Source organism: Herminiimonas fonticola (genome assembly GCF_003293745.1).
In the GTDB taxonomy this organism is placed as follows: domain Bacteria; phylum Pseudomonadota; class Gammaproteobacteria; order Burkholderiales; family Burkholderiaceae_D; genus Oxalicibacterium; species Oxalicibacterium fonticola.
This window is the reverse complement of the sequence record NZ_PTLZ01000002.1, coordinates 728,265-741,931: the sequence shown is the minus strand read 5'-3', so window position 1 is coordinate 741,931 and position 13,667 is coordinate 728,265. Positions and strand designations below refer to the sequence as shown.

At 52.1% G+C, this 13,667-nt stretch carries 16 protein-coding genes; 4 read left to right on the top strand and 12 right to left on the bottom strand.

Annotated features, from left to right (window positions below; all coding sequences use genetic code 11):
• Positions 1–21: 21 nt before the first annotated feature.
• Both Hfont_RS10890 and Hfont_RS10885 read left to right on the top strand, forming a co-directional pair.
• Positions 22–267 carry a hypothetical protein gene (locus Hfont_RS10890; protein WP_112992379.1) on the top strand — a complete coding sequence of 82 codons (246 nt, stop codon included), beginning with the start codon at positions 22–24 and terminating at the stop codon, positions 265–267.
• A 289-nt stretch (positions 268–556) separates the two neighbouring features.
• Positions 557–1,381, top strand: a complete 825-nt coding sequence (locus Hfont_RS10885) for a D-alanyl-D-alanine carboxypeptidase family protein (protein WP_112992378.1) — start codon at positions 557–559, stop codon at positions 1,379–1,381.
• A gap of 81 nt (positions 1,382–1,462) precedes the next feature.
• On the opposite strand, the gene Hfont_RS10880 is transcribed toward Hfont_RS10885, so the two are convergent.
• The 4 genes from Hfont_RS10880 to Hfont_RS10865 form a co-directional block, all read right to left on the bottom strand.
• Positions 1,463–1,801, bottom strand: a complete 339-nt coding sequence (locus tag Hfont_RS10880; RefSeq protein ID WP_181666448.1) for a DUF6587 family protein — start codon at positions 1,799–1,801, stop codon at positions 1,463–1,465.
• Positions 1,798–3,642, bottom strand: coding sequence for a ferrous iron transporter B (gene feoB / locus Hfont_RS10875; RefSeq protein WP_112992377.1), 1,845 nt, complete (start codon positions 3,640–3,642; stop codon positions 1,798–1,800). The genes Hfont_RS10880 and feoB overlap by 4 nt, the downstream gene beginning before the upstream one ends.
• 14 nt (positions 3,643–3,656) lie before the next feature.
• Positions 3,657–3,896 (bottom strand): FeoA family protein, encoded by a 240-nt coding sequence (locus tag Hfont_RS10870; protein ID WP_112992376.1) that lies wholly within the window; start codon positions 3,894–3,896, stop codon positions 3,657–3,659.
• A gap of 217 nt (positions 3,897–4,113) precedes the next feature.
• Positions 4,114–4,665 carry an NADPH-dependent FMN reductase gene (locus tag Hfont_RS10865; protein WP_112992375.1) on the bottom strand — a complete coding sequence of 184 codons (552 nt, stop codon included), beginning with the start codon at positions 4,663–4,665 and terminating at the stop codon, positions 4,114–4,116.
• Between the two features lie 204 nt (positions 4,666–4,869).
• Between Hfont_RS10865 and Hfont_RS10860 the strand changes: the two genes are divergently transcribed.
• On the top strand, positions 4,870–5,082 hold the full coding sequence (locus Hfont_RS10860) for a DUF3820 family protein (protein ID WP_112992374.1): 213 nt from the start codon (positions 4,870–4,872) through the stop codon (positions 5,080–5,082).
• A gap of 437 nt (positions 5,083–5,519) precedes the next feature.
• The gene (locus Hfont_RS10855; protein WP_181666447.1) at positions 5,520–5,984 is read left to right on the top strand and encodes a VOC family protein; all 465 of its coding nucleotides are present in this window, start codon (positions 5,520–5,522) and stop codon (positions 5,982–5,984) included.
• A 75-nt stretch (positions 5,985–6,059) separates the two neighbouring features.
• Here Hfont_RS10855 and alkB read toward each other — a convergent pair whose 3' ends face one another.
• The 8 genes from alkB to cyoA form a co-directional block, all read right to left on the bottom strand.
• Positions 6,060–6,713 carry a DNA oxidative demethylase AlkB gene (gene alkB / locus Hfont_RS10850; protein WP_112992373.1) on the bottom strand — a complete coding sequence of 218 codons (654 nt, stop codon included), beginning with the start codon at positions 6,711–6,713 and terminating at the stop codon, positions 6,060–6,062.
• Positions 6,714–6,817: 104 nt separating this feature from the next.
• Positions 6,818–7,354 carry a response regulator transcription factor gene (locus Hfont_RS10845; RefSeq protein WP_112992372.1) on the bottom strand — a complete coding sequence of 179 codons (537 nt, stop codon included), beginning with the start codon at positions 7,352–7,354 and terminating at the stop codon, positions 6,818–6,820.
• A complete protein-coding gene (locus Hfont_RS10840; protein ID WP_112992371.1) occupies positions 7,355–8,689 on the bottom strand; it encodes an ATP-binding protein in 1,335 nt (444 codons plus the stop codon).
• 52 nt (positions 8,690–8,741) lie between these two features.
• Positions 8,742–9,572: an SURF1 family protein gene (locus tag Hfont_RS10835; protein WP_421800995.1), complete on the bottom strand. Its 831-nt coding sequence runs from the start codon at positions 9,570–9,572 to the stop codon at positions 8,742–8,744.
• A gap of 2 nt (positions 9,573–9,574) precedes the next feature.
• Positions 9,575–10,006, bottom strand: coding sequence for a cytochrome o ubiquinol oxidase subunit IV (cyoD, locus tag Hfont_RS10830; RefSeq protein ID WP_112992370.1), 432 nt, complete (start codon positions 10,004–10,006; stop codon positions 9,575–9,577).
• Positions 10,003–10,650 (bottom strand): cytochrome o ubiquinol oxidase subunit III, encoded by a 648-nt coding sequence (cyoC, locus tag Hfont_RS10825; RefSeq protein ID WP_112992369.1) that lies wholly within the window; start codon positions 10,648–10,650, stop codon positions 10,003–10,005. The genes cyoD and cyoC overlap by 4 nt, the downstream gene beginning before the upstream one ends.
• Positions 10,643–12,646, bottom strand: coding sequence for a cytochrome o ubiquinol oxidase subunit I (cyoB, locus tag Hfont_RS10820; RefSeq protein WP_112992467.1), 2,004 nt, complete (start codon positions 12,644–12,646; stop codon positions 10,643–10,645). The genes cyoC and cyoB overlap by 8 nt, the downstream gene beginning before the upstream one ends.
• Positions 12,630–13,664: a ubiquinol oxidase subunit II gene (gene cyoA, locus Hfont_RS10815; RefSeq protein WP_112992368.1), complete on the bottom strand. Its 1,035-nt coding sequence runs from the start codon at positions 13,662–13,664 to the stop codon at positions 12,630–12,632. Before cyoA ends, cyoB begins: the two co-directional genes overlap by 17 nt.
• Between the last annotated feature and the right edge of the window lie 3 nt (positions 13,665–13,667).

The following is a 13,667-nucleotide window of genomic DNA, read 5'->3' as shown; positions in this document are numbered from 1 at the left end:
TGAATAAAAAAGGAAGCATCAATGAGCGACACGAATACCAGCGCAGCACCAGTAGAAACCGTTAGCAAAAGTGAAGTTGCTTCCTTCTGCCGCCACCTTGGCCGCAGCCTGAAGGGCATCACGACCAACGATACCGCCCTCGCCGTCCATCTGATGCGCGAATCCGAATACCTTGAACGCAATAAATTTACTGCTGCATCTGAAATGTTCGCCGCAGTTGCACGAACACTCGATCCAAACCTGCCAGCAAAACCTGACGCTTCTTAAGCCAAGGTGGACGATGCCTGATCATCTGCATCGTCCAAAATTTCCCTCAAAACAAGCTTATCTCTACAACTTTCAGATTGAAGTTATAGATAGCAAATCGTGATGCAATCATCTTATGCAGATGTCATTTCTGCATCGCCTTCTATTCTGTTTATATCTTGTCAGTGTCGACAGCTTGACCAATATGCATCGGTTACAAAAAATATCCTTGCAGCGACACGATAACCACATACATCCTCTGCAAACGACGCTATGATCAGCGCCCGAAGCAATTATTTTTCGAGCGCACATGATCAAGTCTTTTCTCTTTGCTGCACTAATCACCCTTACTGCATCATCCTCGGCGATGTCCCTGGGCTCCAAGCATGCCATCGTGATTGATGAAGCTACAGGCAAAGTGCTGTTCGAGAAAAATTCCAGCGATATCGTACCGATTGCATCGCTGACCAAGTTGATGACCGCCATGGTGGTGCTCGATGCGCATCTGGATATGCACGAACATATCGTCATTACTGAAGAAGATGTAGACGTACTCAAGTTCAGTTCGTCACGCGTCCCTGTCGGCGCCGTCCTGTCGCGCAATACCTTGCTGGAACTGGCATTGATGTCGTCCGACAATCGCGCAGCACATGCACTGGCTCGCACTTATCCGGGCGGCATTGAGTATTTCAAACAAGCGGTACGCAATAAATCGCATGCATTATCTTTGCGTCGCACCAATATTGAAGAGCCGACCGGGCTTTCGCCGTTCAATACGTCGACTGCAAGCGATCTGGCCAAGTTGGCGATGGCGGCTTCCCGCTATCCTGAAATCGAAAGAATCACGACCGTATCTGGCGATCTGATTGATGTCGGTGGCTCCGCCCGTCACTATCACAACACGAACAAACTGGTGGGTGACAAGAACTGGACGATCTCCTTGTCCAAAACAGGGTATACGCAAGAAGCCGGACGTTGCATCATCATGCGTGTGCGCACTGCCGGTCGTGATGCAATCATGGTCTTGTTGAATGCGCGTGCCAGTGTGAACCGCACTGCCGATGCAATCAACCTGCATCGCTTCCTGATGGCGGAACGTCAACAGCCAGTCATGGCTGGGCTGAATATCAAATAAGAGTTTGAATTTATCTTCAGCGCGAGGGCACATCCTGCTCAGGACCGTGATGCGTTGAATGATTGCTGAGTTACTTTTAACTCAGATATGGCGCTGAAACTCCAAGGGTTTGGCTTCCGCTTCCACCTTCTTTTCAGACTGTTCTTGCGGCCTGGATTCGGAACCGCTTTCCGGATTGGAAGCGCAGCTCGAACAACTGCTGCAACCGCTACCGCAGCCACCACCCGACGAATCGCCAGGTGTCATGAAACTCCCCAACTTGCGTACCAGCAGCGAATGCGAAGGCTGAGTCAGCATCGTCGCCAAGGCCAACTGCCTGCCACGCGCCCACTTCGGCATCAACTTGCGCAGAACGTACAGAGCACTCATCAGCACAACGAGGGCGATGATCGCATCCTGTACAAATCCATACATGCTCATGAGAGTGCCTTTGCAATGTGATAGGTCAAAAATGCCGCCAGATAAGCCAGGCCAAACAGATAACCGGCGGAAACTGCCACCACACGCCACGAGTTTGTTTCGCGTCGTATTACAGCAAGTGTCGACAGACATTGCGGTGCAAATACATACCAGGCCAGCAAAGCCAGAGCTGTCGCCAGCGACCATTGCGCCGCAATGACCGGGCCGAGTTGTGCGGCCACCGCTTCTTCACTACCTGACATCGCATACACGGTACCCAAAGCAGCAACGGCAACTTCGCGCGCAGCAAGACCAGGAATCAAGGCAATACAGATTTGCCAATTGAAACCGATGGGCGCAAATACAGGTTCAATAAAATGACCGATCATGCCGGCGAGACTGTAATCAATCGCCGGCAAGGTCGCACCTTCCGGCGGCGCTGGAAAAGTCGACAAAAACCACAGCAGCACAGTCAGGGACATGATGATGGTAGTAACGCGGCGCATGAAAATATAAGCACGTTCCCACAGACCGATCGCAATATTGCGTGGGCTAGGCAAACGGTAAGACGGCAATTCCATCAGCAATGCATGCTCGCTTTTATCCTTGCGCATGCGCTTGATGCACCACGCAACTGCAAGCGCGCTGGTCACCCCCGACACGTACAGCACGAACAGTACGATGCCTTGCAGATTGAAGTAATTCCATACCGTTGTGTTTGGGATAAACGCGGCGATCAGCAAGGTATACACCGGCAAGCGAGCCGAGCACGTCATCAACGGCGCTACCAGAATCGTCGTCAGCCGATCGCGTGGATCCTGAATGCTGCGCGTCGCCATGATGCCCGGGATCGCGCAGGCAAAGCTCGACAGCAAGGGAATAAACGAGCGCCCCGTCAGCCCAGCCTTGAACATCATGCGATCAAGCAAGAAGGCCGCGCGCGGCAGGTAACCGGATTCTTCCAGCACCAGGATGAACAGGAACAAAATCAAAATCTGCGGCAGGAAAACCAGCACCGCCCCCAAACCGGCAAACAGCCCATCGACAATCAGGCTGCGCAACAAGCCATCCGGCATGGTCGAAGCGAACCATTGACCAGTAAAGGTCACGCCTTCAGTAATGCCATCCATCAGCGGTTCTGCCCACGAGAACACAGCCTGGAAGATAAAGAACATCACTGCCGCCAGAATGGCCAAACCAAATATCGGATGCAGCGCCCAGCGATCGATCGCATCGTCGACAACCGCCGTGGTGCGTGGCATGGTGACGGCAATAGCAAGGATCTTGCGCACTTCCGTATGTAAATCTGCATCGCTTTCGTGCGTCGCAGCATGCACTTCCGGCACTTGCATCTGATCGATGTGCGCGACCAGATTTTTTGCGCCATCGTGTTTAATGGCAACCGTCTCGATGACGTCCATGCCGAGCTGGCGCTGCAGCTCTTCACGATTGATGGTGATGCCGCGCTTGCGTGCCGCATCCATCATGTTCAGCGCGAGCACCATAGGCCGGCCCAGGCGCTTCACTTCCAGCACAAAACGCAAATGCAAACGCAGATTGGTGGCGTCGGCCACACAGACGATCAAGTCCGGCAATTCTTCGCCAGGAATGCGTCCCAGGCAAATATCGCGCGTGACGACCTCATCCGGGCTGGTTGCTTCCAGGCTATAAGCACCGGGCAAATCCAATAGTTTGAAGACGCGGCCGGACGCTGCAGTAAAGCGCCCTTCCTTGCGTTCAACCGTCACGCCGGCATAGTTCGCCACTTTCTGGCGGCTGCCTGTCAGCTGATTGAATAAAGCCGTTTTGCCGCAGTTAGGATTGCCGACCAGCGCGATGCGTGAAATACCTGAGATAGCCATGGAAGAACCGAAAATTAATTATCGAGATGAATGCTGACGCGCTGCGCTTCCGAGCGACGCAAGGCAAAACGCGTAAAACCGATTTGCACCAGCAAAGGGTCTGCACCCATAGGTCCACTCGCCACAATACGAACCGGCTCGCCGGAAACAAATCCAAGCTCACGCAAACGTTTGGCAATCGGATCGTCGCTCTCAATATTTGTTACTTGATCGACAACTGCGGAAGTAAAGGGAGGGAGCTCGGAAAGATTCACACAAAACCAATTTAAATAACAATGATTCTCATTGTATTCTAATTTGCTCGCGGGTTCTAGCTGAACCCGCCCTCAGTGCTGAGGTGTCTTTCCTTGCCCCAGAAAAAGACGCATGGGAATCATGCTGAAGGCGATGAAACCCTGCTTGGCGTAATACTGTTGGCGCCATCAATATCTTGCCGGACGGCGCCGGTAATCAGATCTAATGACAGCGCTATCAGCCTGCGTGCTTCTTCACCCAGGCGACATATAAATCCATCCATCCCTGCAGGAATTTTTTACTGCCTTCGCCAATATTTCCATCCGCGTCAAACAATCCGTCTTTGGCGTGAATAAATGCTTCCGGCTGACCAAGTGTAGGTACATCGAGATAAGCGAGAATATTGCGCAAATGCTGTTGTGCCAGCGCAGTACCTACCGCACCAACAGAAACGCCGAGCACGCCGGCTGGTTTGCCAGCCCAAGTATTTTGACCGTAAGGGCGTGAGGCATGATCGATCGCATTCTTGAGCACGCCCGGAATCGAACGATTGTATTCAGGCGTCACAAACAGCAAACCTTGCGCAGCAGATATCTCTGCCTTCAAGCGCTTCACTTCGGCAGATGGATTGCCATCATCATCCTGATTGTAGAGCGGCAAATCACCGATCTGCACTTGCTTGAATACGAATCCAGTCGGTGCGAGCCTGGCAAGAGCATTTGCCATTTTGTGATTGAAGGAATCCTTGCGCAGACTGCCGACGACAACTGCAATTTGATATTGGCTCATGCTGTTCTCCATATTCGAAAGGTGATTTGAACTTACATTGCTTGGGGACTTGTGTACTCAGGAATACCTATTGTAGGCAGGATTGAAGCATACCCTGTTAACAAACCGTCGCAGCGGCATCATTCGAATTTCGATAAACAACATCAATCTTGCCGGTTTGACGGTTTATCATTTGCGCCATCGTCGAATAATTCCAATGTAAGTATGAATCCAGAACACCTGTCCCTGCTGGTCAGTCGCACCATGTCATATGGCAAATACAAAGGCCGTCTGCTGGCCGATTTGCCTGGACATTATCTGGGCTGGTTTGCGCGTGAAGGTTTTCCCAAAGGTGAATTAGGCAGTCTGATTGCCTTGATGTATGAGCTCGACCATAACGACTTGCGAAGCTTGCTGGATCCCTTGCGTTCACACTGACTCCGCACACACTAGTCTTGCTGCTCGCTTAGCGTCCGGCTTCCGCCTGCAAACCAAGCGAGAAATTCTGCGCACAGCTCAACAACTGAAATGGCGCCAAGCCGCTCTTGCCTGTCATTTCCAGTCACAAGCTATGCCATTCGTAATGCCTCCAGGAAATGAAACCTGCAGAGTATTTGTAGATACAGGGTTTCAAAACCTGATTAACGATCTAAGCTATCTGGATGCAATCGCACGCTTTGACCGCTTATTACAATCGACGGTGTCTATGCAAAGCACGGAGCAAGACGAAAATGAGAGGCAAGGATTGATCGCTTGATTGAATACTACGAAGCAGATCAAAAATTGTTCACATCATCAACGATCAGGGACGACAAGCGCAGCACCATGTCCGGCCATTACAGACAACCGGATCTTCAATCCAAAGGAGAATTATCGTGAGTCAAAAAGTACAAGCCATCCCCACCGGTATGCATACCGTGACACCTCATCTTGTTTGCGACGGTGCCGCCAACGCAATCACCTTTTATATCAAAGCATTTCATGCAGTTGAAATGATGCGATTGCCCGGACCTGACGGAAAAATAATGCACGCCCAGATCCGCATCGGCGATTCCTGCATCATGCTGATGGACGAAATGCGCGGCTGCGGTGCCTTGGGACCCAAAGCATTGAAGGGTTCACTGGTCACTATTCACCTGTATGTCGAAGATGCCGATGCCGTTTTCAATCGCGCAATTGCCGCCGGTGCGACTGCCAAGTTTCCTATGGAAGATACTTTCTGGGGCGACCGTTACGGCGTAGTAGAAGATCCTTTTGGTCACAACTGGTCCATCGCCACCCACATCCGCGACGTAAGTCAGCAAGAAATGCAACAAGCCATGGAAAAAATGCCTGCCTGATCGCCATCCATTAGCGCTTGCGGAAAAATAAGTACGCTGCTTGCGCAGCGTCGATCAGTCTGGCAGCAAAGGCGATCAACTCACCTTGCGGAATGTCAGGTTGATCCGACATTCGCCAAGCAGCGAATGACTTGCAGGCTTGAGTGCCGATACGCCGTGATACCGTAATCTTGCGGGACCACCCCACACCACCACATCGCCATGCGCCAGCGGCACGCGCATGGCTTTGTCTGCGCGTTGCATACCACCGAATAAAAACACGGCTGGAATGCCTAGCGAAACAGAAACAATAGGCTGCGTAAAATCGCGTTCGTTCTTGTCCTGGTGCAAAGACATGCGTGCGCCAACTTCGTAGCGATTGATCAGGCAGGCGTCAGGCATAAAATCTTTGAAGCCGGCTTGCGCCGCTGCTTTCTGCGCAAGCTCTGCAAAGAATCCTGGCATGGCCGGCCATGCATTCCCGTTTTCGGGATCAATACGGTCGTAGCGATAAGCGCTGCGATCTGTCACCCAGCCGTAAGTCCCGCAATTACTCATCGCGACCGACATGCGAAAACCGCCGGGCGTGACCATATGGCGTAAGGGTGATTGTGCGAGGATTTTTTTCAGCGCGGCAAGAATCCTGGTTTCATCATCAAGAGCGAAACCACGCAACACAACAGCGCCTTCGCACAAAGGCTCTTGCCATGTACGCCTGCTTTCTTCGTCATCGAACAAGCTCAAGGTCATCACAGGCTTCTCAAATCACTTGATCAAAACAAGATGCAGTACGCGTTGGCATATTCGAACTGTGTTTGCAGATATTGTGAATACTGTTGCGACTGCAACGATGCTTACTTGACGCGCTGCTTTTCCAGTTTACGCGCCAAGGTACGTCTGTGCATGCCGAGCCGACGGGCAGCTTCGGAAATATTGAAATCCGTTTCCACCAGCACTTCGTGTATGCGCTCCCATTCGAGCGTCTTGATCGACGTCGAACGACTGGTCAATTCAATTTCCGTTACACCAGCGATGTGACCAAATGCAGCTTCAATGTCATCGGTATTCGATGGCTTGGCAAGGTACTGGCATGCGCCCAGCTTGATCGCCTCTACCGCTGTATTCAGACTCGCAAATCCCGTCAACACAACAATCAGCATTGCCGGATCATGTTTATGCAGCATCTGCACGCATGCAAGACCGGAAGTATTACCTTCCAGCTTGAGATCGACTACCGCATAACCCGGCGAATGTTCTCGCAACAAAGCCGTTGCCGCATCCAGGTTCGCTGCCAATAAAACCGTGTAACCGCGGCGCTCAAACGAACGACCCAATGTGCGCGCAAAAGCGGCATCATCTTCAATCAATAACAATAAACGATCAGTCGACATTTACTCTTCCTCGTCCAGACTGATTGCAGCAAGTGGCAAAGTCAGTTCAACCAGCGCGCCGCCCTCTTCCCGATTACTCGCATTAACGGTACCGCCAAGCTTGCGCGCCACATTCACCACTAAAAACAAACCTAGCCCGCTACCCGGCCGCCCTTTGCTGGACTGATAAGGCTTGCCGATTTGTGCCAGCATCGCAGGCGCAAAGCCGGGGCCTTTATCGGTAATGCGCAAAGTCAAGGTATCGCCCTGTCGGGATACGTCCAGACTCACGAATTGCGGTGATGCCTCAAATGCATTGTCGAGAACATTGCAGATCATCTGTTTCAACACGGAGTCAAATACCACCGGGACGTCATGCGCGATCCGATTGCTGTATTCAAACAATACAACCGGCCTGCTGCTACGCCAATCGGTCGCGAGATCGTCCAGAAAAGTACTGAGCGTAGTCTTGACCGACGATTCACCTCGAGCCTCACCGGCGGATAGCAGAATGCTGCTGACGATGCTTTTGCAACGTTGCAACTGCGTTTCCATTTCGATAATTTCTTCCAGCAACACTTTGTTATTGGTGAACTCCGGCATGTGCTTCCAGTCGCCGAGAATCACCGACAAGGTTGCCAGCGGCGTTCCCAGTTCATGCGCCGCACCGGACGCCAGCAAGCCCATGCGGACGATGTGTTCTTCTTCCAGCGCGCGTTTGCGAAACTCGGCAAGTCGCGCATCGCCGGCTCGTAAATTACGACTGATACGCGTCATGAAAAACGCCAGCAAGATGCCATTCAAGGTAAAACAGATCAGCATGCCTTGTACATACAAGCTGAAAAACCGCAGCTCGTGATCATAAGACAAGGTAAGCGGACTGGAAAATAGCGTCAGACCAACCAAGCAGATACTGGTGATCGCAACAATGCTCCAGGTCGACCATGCTTCAAGCAGCATCGCGCTCAAAATGACTTGCAACAAGTACAGGAAGATGAAGGGATTGGTGGTGCCACCGCTCAGGTAAAGCTGCGCGGTAAGGATGCCGACGTCGACCAGCATCGCCAGGAACAACTCATTATTTGATACGTAAGGCCGTTCGTGCCAACGCAGATGGCTGGCAATATTGAAGGCAACCAGGCAAACGAGAACTTCCAGCATATGGCGCACAGGAAGATCGATGCCGAAGATCAGGGTAACGACAGCAATCGTCGTGATTTGTCCAACGACGGCGATCCAGCGCAGCTGAATCAGTTGCTGCATATTCTTGTGGCCGGCGGAATTTTCGCCACGCACAGCGCTGCTTCGAATTTTCAGGTCTTCTTTAACCGAAGGAGTTTCAGTTTTTCCCGGCATCTTCAGTTTCTCGGTCTATACAATCGGTGCGATTGGCAGCGCACCAGGACAATCAATGCGATCTTGATCGCCTTGCCCTGCGCTCTTCGCGCGTCACCCAAAAGGCCGCGCCTGCCACCATCAAGGCAAGAGCATACCAAGTAAGTGCATAGACCATATGGCTATTGTGAAATGAGATGATCGTCAAGCCGGCAACCGGACGGATCAGCGACGCATCCGCGCTGCTGGAAGAATTGCTTTTATCAGTTTCTGCATCGATAAAGTAAGGCGCTACGCGTGACAGATTGTGAGCCTGCGCCAGCGCCTGTACATCACGCGAATACCAGCGATCACCTGCAATATCGTTTTTACGCAAGAAGCCGCCGCCCGGTTCGTTGATGCGCAACAAACCGGTGATTACAACTCGCTCGCCATTTCCGAGCACAACTGGATTTGCTTTTTTCTGATCGGTAAAAATCGTCTTGCTCTGCGCTTCCGTGATGAAACCACGGTTGATGAAGACCACGCTGCCATCATCTTGGCGTAACGGTGTCAGCAACCAGTAGCCGGCACCGAGTTCCGTCACCGCCTGCACCTTGCTGGACAGTTCATGCAAAAAGACACCGCTTGCATTGACATGGCGATATTCGTCACTCTCTGCACTGACCTGCGACCAGCAATCAGGCGCTGGCGCAGCAATTGCCGCTGCATGTACGCGTTGGTCTACGCGCTCGATCAGCGCGAGCTTCCATTGCAAACGATAAACCTGCCATGTACCTAGCGCGACAAAAGCGGCGAACAACACCAGCGCACACACTGCCAAGACTATGCGTGTTGTGCGTGAACGTAAAGACGGCTCGGTTTCCTGCGAAACCGAGCCGTCCTTGTTTTGCAACTCATGCACCATTATTTATGGTTCATGTGTGACGCTGCATCATGTACTGCCGATGGAATGTGTGCTTCGCCAGTCGGATCGATCATGTGCGGCATCATGTTGGTGTTGAGGTGATACATGACCCAGATGGAGCCTGCCAACATGATGACAACCACCATGATGGTAAACACCAGAGCCAGCATCGACCAGCCACCTTCGGATTTGGTATTCATGTGCAGGAAGTAAATCATGTGAACCACGATTTGTACTGCCGCAAAACCAAGAAGAACGAAACCCGTAGTGCTGGAGTCGGTGATGACCTTACCCATGACCAGCCAGAATGGAATCGCTGTCAGGATAACCGACAGGATGAAACCAATCGAATAGCTTTTCAGGCTGCCATGATCAACATGGTCTTCGTGGCCGTGATGACCGTGATCGGCATGTGCGTGATGATCGCTCATGGCAAAACTCCCATCAGATAAACAAAGGTAAAGACGCCGATCCAGATCACGTCCAGGAAATGCCAGAACATGGACAGGCACATCAGGCGACGGCCGTTTTCAGGAATCAGGCCGTGGCGCTTGAGTTGGAACATCAAGGTTACCAACCACACGATACCGAAAGTAACGTGCAAACCGTGAGTCGCCACCAGTGCGAAGAACGCTGTCAGGAAACCGCTGCGGTGTGGACCTGCGCCCACATGAATCAAATGATGGAATTCGTACAGTTCCAACGCCAGGAAGGCCAAGCCGAACAAACCGGTCACTGCCAGCCAGATCATGGTGGCACGCAGGTTTTTACGTTGCGATTCCAGCATGGCAAAGCCGTAGGTAATCGACGACAACAACAGGAATGCCGTGTTCATCGCCACCAGCGGCAGGTCGAATAATTCGGCACCGGTAGGGCCGCCCGCGTAGTTGCGACCCAGTACAGCGTAGGTTGCGAACAGACACGCGAAAATCAGACAATCGCTCATCAGATACAACCAGAAACCCAGCAAGGTGCTGTTTTCCGGATGATGCTCTTGCACGTAATAACGAGCGCTCGGATCCGCGCCAAGATCAGCGCTCAATGCGCTGGCAGAAGTTGCAGTAATTTCAGACATGGCTTTCCAGCAAACGTGTGCGAGCTTCTTCCGTGCGGGTTACTTCTTCCGCCGGGATGTAGAAATCGCGTTTGTAATTAAAGGTATGAATAATGATGGCTGCCATCATGGTAACGAACACGACGCCAGCACCCAGCCACATGTGCCAGATCAGGCAGAAACCGATCGCCGCACTCAATGCAGAGATGATGAAACCGGCTGCCGTATTTTTCGGCATGTGAATCGAGGTGTAGCCCGTCAATGGACGCGTGTAGCCATTTTTCTTCATGTCAGCCCATGTGTCATTGTCATGTACACGTGGTGTGAATGCGAAGTTGTAATCTGGCGGCGGCGACGAAGTCGACCATTCCAGCGTACGGCCATTCCATGGATCGCCAGTCACATCGCGCAATTCCTTGCGACGTTTGAAGCTGACATAGAACTGCATGAACATCGAGCCGATACCCAACGCAATCAGGACTGCACCGACAGCAGCAATCTGGAACCAGATTTGCAGCGATGGATCCTGGAACTGACTCATACGACGCGTTACGCCCATCAGACCCAATACGTACAACGGCATGAACGCCATCCAGAAACCGACGAGCCAGAACCAGAACGAGCATTTACCCCAGAACACGTCCAGCTTGAAGCCGAATGCTTTCGGGAACCAGTAGTTGATCGCGGCGAACACACCGAACACCACACCACCGATGATCACGTTGTGGAAGTGAGCGATCAGGAACAGGCTGTTATGCAATACGAAGTCAGCTGGTGGAACAGCCAGCAACACGCCGGTCATACCGCCGATCACGAATGTGATCATGAAGCCCATGGTCCACAACATCGGCAATTCGAAACGAATACGGCCGCGATACATCGTGAACAACCAGTTGAAAATCTTCGCGCCGGTCGGAATCGAAATAATCATCGTTGTGATACCGAAGAACGAGTTGACACTCGCGCCGGAACCCATCGTGAAGAAGTGATGCAGCCAAACCAGGTAAGACAGAATCGTGATAACGACAGTCGCGTACACCATCGAGGTGTAACCGAACAAACGCTTGGCCGAGAATGTCGATACGACTTCCGAGAACACGCCGAACAGCGGCAGAATCAGAATGTAGACTTCAGGATGGCCCCAGATCCAGATCAAGTTCACGTACATCATGGCGTTGCCGCCCAAGTCGTTCGTGAAGAAGTTGGTATCAAATACGCGATCCAGCGACAACATTGCCAGCACAGCGGTCAGGATAGGGAAAGCAGCGACGATCAACACGTTGGTGCACAAGGCAGTCCAAGTGAACACCGGCATCTTCATCATATCCATGCCTGGTGCGCGCATCTTGACGATGGTTGCAATCAGGTTGACGCCGGACAGCAAGGTCCCTACGCCGGCCACCTGCAGTGACCAGATGTAATAGTCGACCCCTACTCCCGGGCTGGCCAAAATACCGGACAGCGGCGGATATGCCAGCCAGCCAGTACGTGCAAATTCACCGACGAACAGCGAAGCCATCGTCAATCCGCCACCGAAGGTCGTCATCCAGAAGCTGAAGTTATTCAGGAACGGGAAAGCAACGTCACGTGCGCCGATTTGCAAAGGCACGACATAGTTCATCAAACCGGTTACCAGCGGCATCGCCACGAAGAAAATCATGATCACGCCGTGCGCAGTAAAGACTTGATCGTAATGATGCGGTGGCAGAAAGCCAGGATTGTCGCCAAAAGCGATAGCCTGTTGGGCACGCATCATCAATGCATCGGCAAAGCCGCGCATCAACATGACCAAACCGAGAATCATGTACATGATGCCGATTTTCTTGTGATCGATACTGGTAATCCAATCGCGCCACAAAGTGCCCCACACGCGGAAATAAGTCATCGCGCCCAACAGTGCAGCGCCACCGAGCACCACCATGCCGAACGTTACCAGCAAGATAGGTTCGTGAAACGGGATCGCGTCCCAGCTCAGACGACCGAAGATAAGCTTCGTCAGATCAATATGCTCTAGCATCATTACTCTTCACTAAATTGGTGGACGAAGTGCATACCGCAGCGTCGATTTGCGCGACACGGGATACGTTTCCGTCTTTAAGGAAATTCTTGGCAGCCGCATCAATCTTCATGCGGTTTGCATCGTCATGCATCATTTTGTCCATGCAGACCGTGCCTTCGGCAACGCAACGATTCAAGATCGCGCCGTACAAGTCTGGAGCGACTTTGCCGTAGTAACGCACAGGTTCGCGTTCGCTAGGAGCTTCCAGCGCGGTGTAGCTTGTACGATCCAGCGAGTTGCTTTCAGCTTTGACTTTTTTCACCCACTTGTCGAAGTCCGCCACTTCCATGCCGTGATACTTGAAGCGCATGTGCGAGAAACCATCGCCGCTGAAGTTCGCGGAGAAACCGTCGTAGACGCCTTCTTTGTTGATGACTGCATTCAATTGCGTTTGCATGCCTGGCATTGCATAGATCTGGCCAGCCAACGCAGGGATGTAGAACGAATTCATCACAGTCGATGCGGTGATCTTGAAGCGCACAGGAACGTCAATCGGCGTAGCCAATTCGTTGACGGTCGCAATGCCTTGTTCAGGATAGATGAACAGCCATTTCCAATCGAGTGCCACGACCTCAATCGTGATCGGCTGGGCAGCGGCTGAGATCGGGCGATCAGCATCCAGCCTGTCCAGCGGACGATATGGATCCAGCGTATGCGTGCTGATCCATGTAATCGCGCCGAGAACAATAATGATCAGAAGCGGAGCGCCCCAGATCACCAGTTCGAGTTGAGTGGAGTGATCCCAATCAGGATCATATTTAGCTGTTGTATTGCTTTGCCGATAGCGCCAGGCAAAAAATATAGTCAGAGCGATCACCGGGACGATGATCAACAGCATCAATAGCGTAGAAACAACAATCAGTTGCCCCTGTTGTGCAGCTATGTCACCGGAAGGATTGAGCACCACCAAGTCGCAGCCTGCAAGCAACACGAGTGGTAACAACAATAATCCGCGACGAGTTATCAAAGAAGTCATTCA

What these genes read in the sequence shown, in the direction of transcription:
- Hfont_RS10890 (WP_112992379.1), top strand. Translation starts at nt 22, where the DNA reads ATGAGCGACACGAATACCAGCGCAGCACCAGTAGAAACCGTTAGCAAA.
- Hfont_RS10885 (WP_112992378.1), top strand. Translation starts at nt 557, where the DNA reads ATGATCAAGTCTTTTCTCTTTGCTGCACTAATCACCCTTACTGCATCA.
- Hfont_RS10880 (WP_181666448.1), bottom strand. Translation starts at nt 1,801, where the DNA reads ATGAGCATGTATGGATTTGTACAGGATGCGATCATCGCCCTCGTTGTG.
- feoB (WP_112992377.1), bottom strand. Translation starts at nt 3,642, where the DNA reads ATGGCTATCTCAGGTATTTCACGCATCGCGCTGGTCGGCAATCCTAAC.
- Hfont_RS10865 (WP_112992375.1), bottom strand. Translation starts at nt 4,665, where the DNA reads ATGAGCCAATATCAAATTGCAGTTGTCGTCGGCAGTCTGCGCAAGGAT.
- Hfont_RS10860 (WP_112992374.1), top strand. Translation starts at nt 4,870, where the DNA reads ATGAATCCAGAACACCTGTCCCTGCTGGTCAGTCGCACCATGTCATAT.
- alkB (WP_112992373.1), bottom strand. Translation starts at nt 6,713, where the DNA reads ATGACCTTGAGCTTGTTCGATGACGAAGAAAGCAGGCGTACATGGCAA.
- Hfont_RS10845 (WP_112992372.1), bottom strand. Translation starts at nt 7,354, where the DNA reads ATGTCGACTGATCGTTTATTGTTATTGATTGAAGATGATGCCGCTTTT.
- Hfont_RS10840 (WP_112992371.1), bottom strand. Translation starts at nt 8,689, where the DNA reads ATGCCGGGAAAAACTGAAACTCCTTCGGTTAAAGAAGACCTGAAAATT.
- cyoD (WP_112992370.1), bottom strand. Translation starts at nt 10,006, where the DNA reads ATGAGCGATCATCACGCACATGCCGATCACGGTCATCACGGCCACGAA.
- cyoC (WP_112992369.1), bottom strand. Translation starts at nt 10,650, where the DNA reads ATGTCTGAAATTACTGCAACTTCTGCCAGCGCATTGAGCGCTGATCTT.
- cyoB (WP_112992467.1), bottom strand. Translation starts at nt 12,646, where the DNA reads ATGCTAGAGCATATTGATCTGACGAAGCTTATCTTCGGTCGTCTGAGC.
- cyoA (WP_112992368.1), bottom strand. Translation starts at nt 13,664, where the DNA reads ATGACTTCTTTGATAACTCGTCGCGGATTATTGTTGTTACCACTCGTG.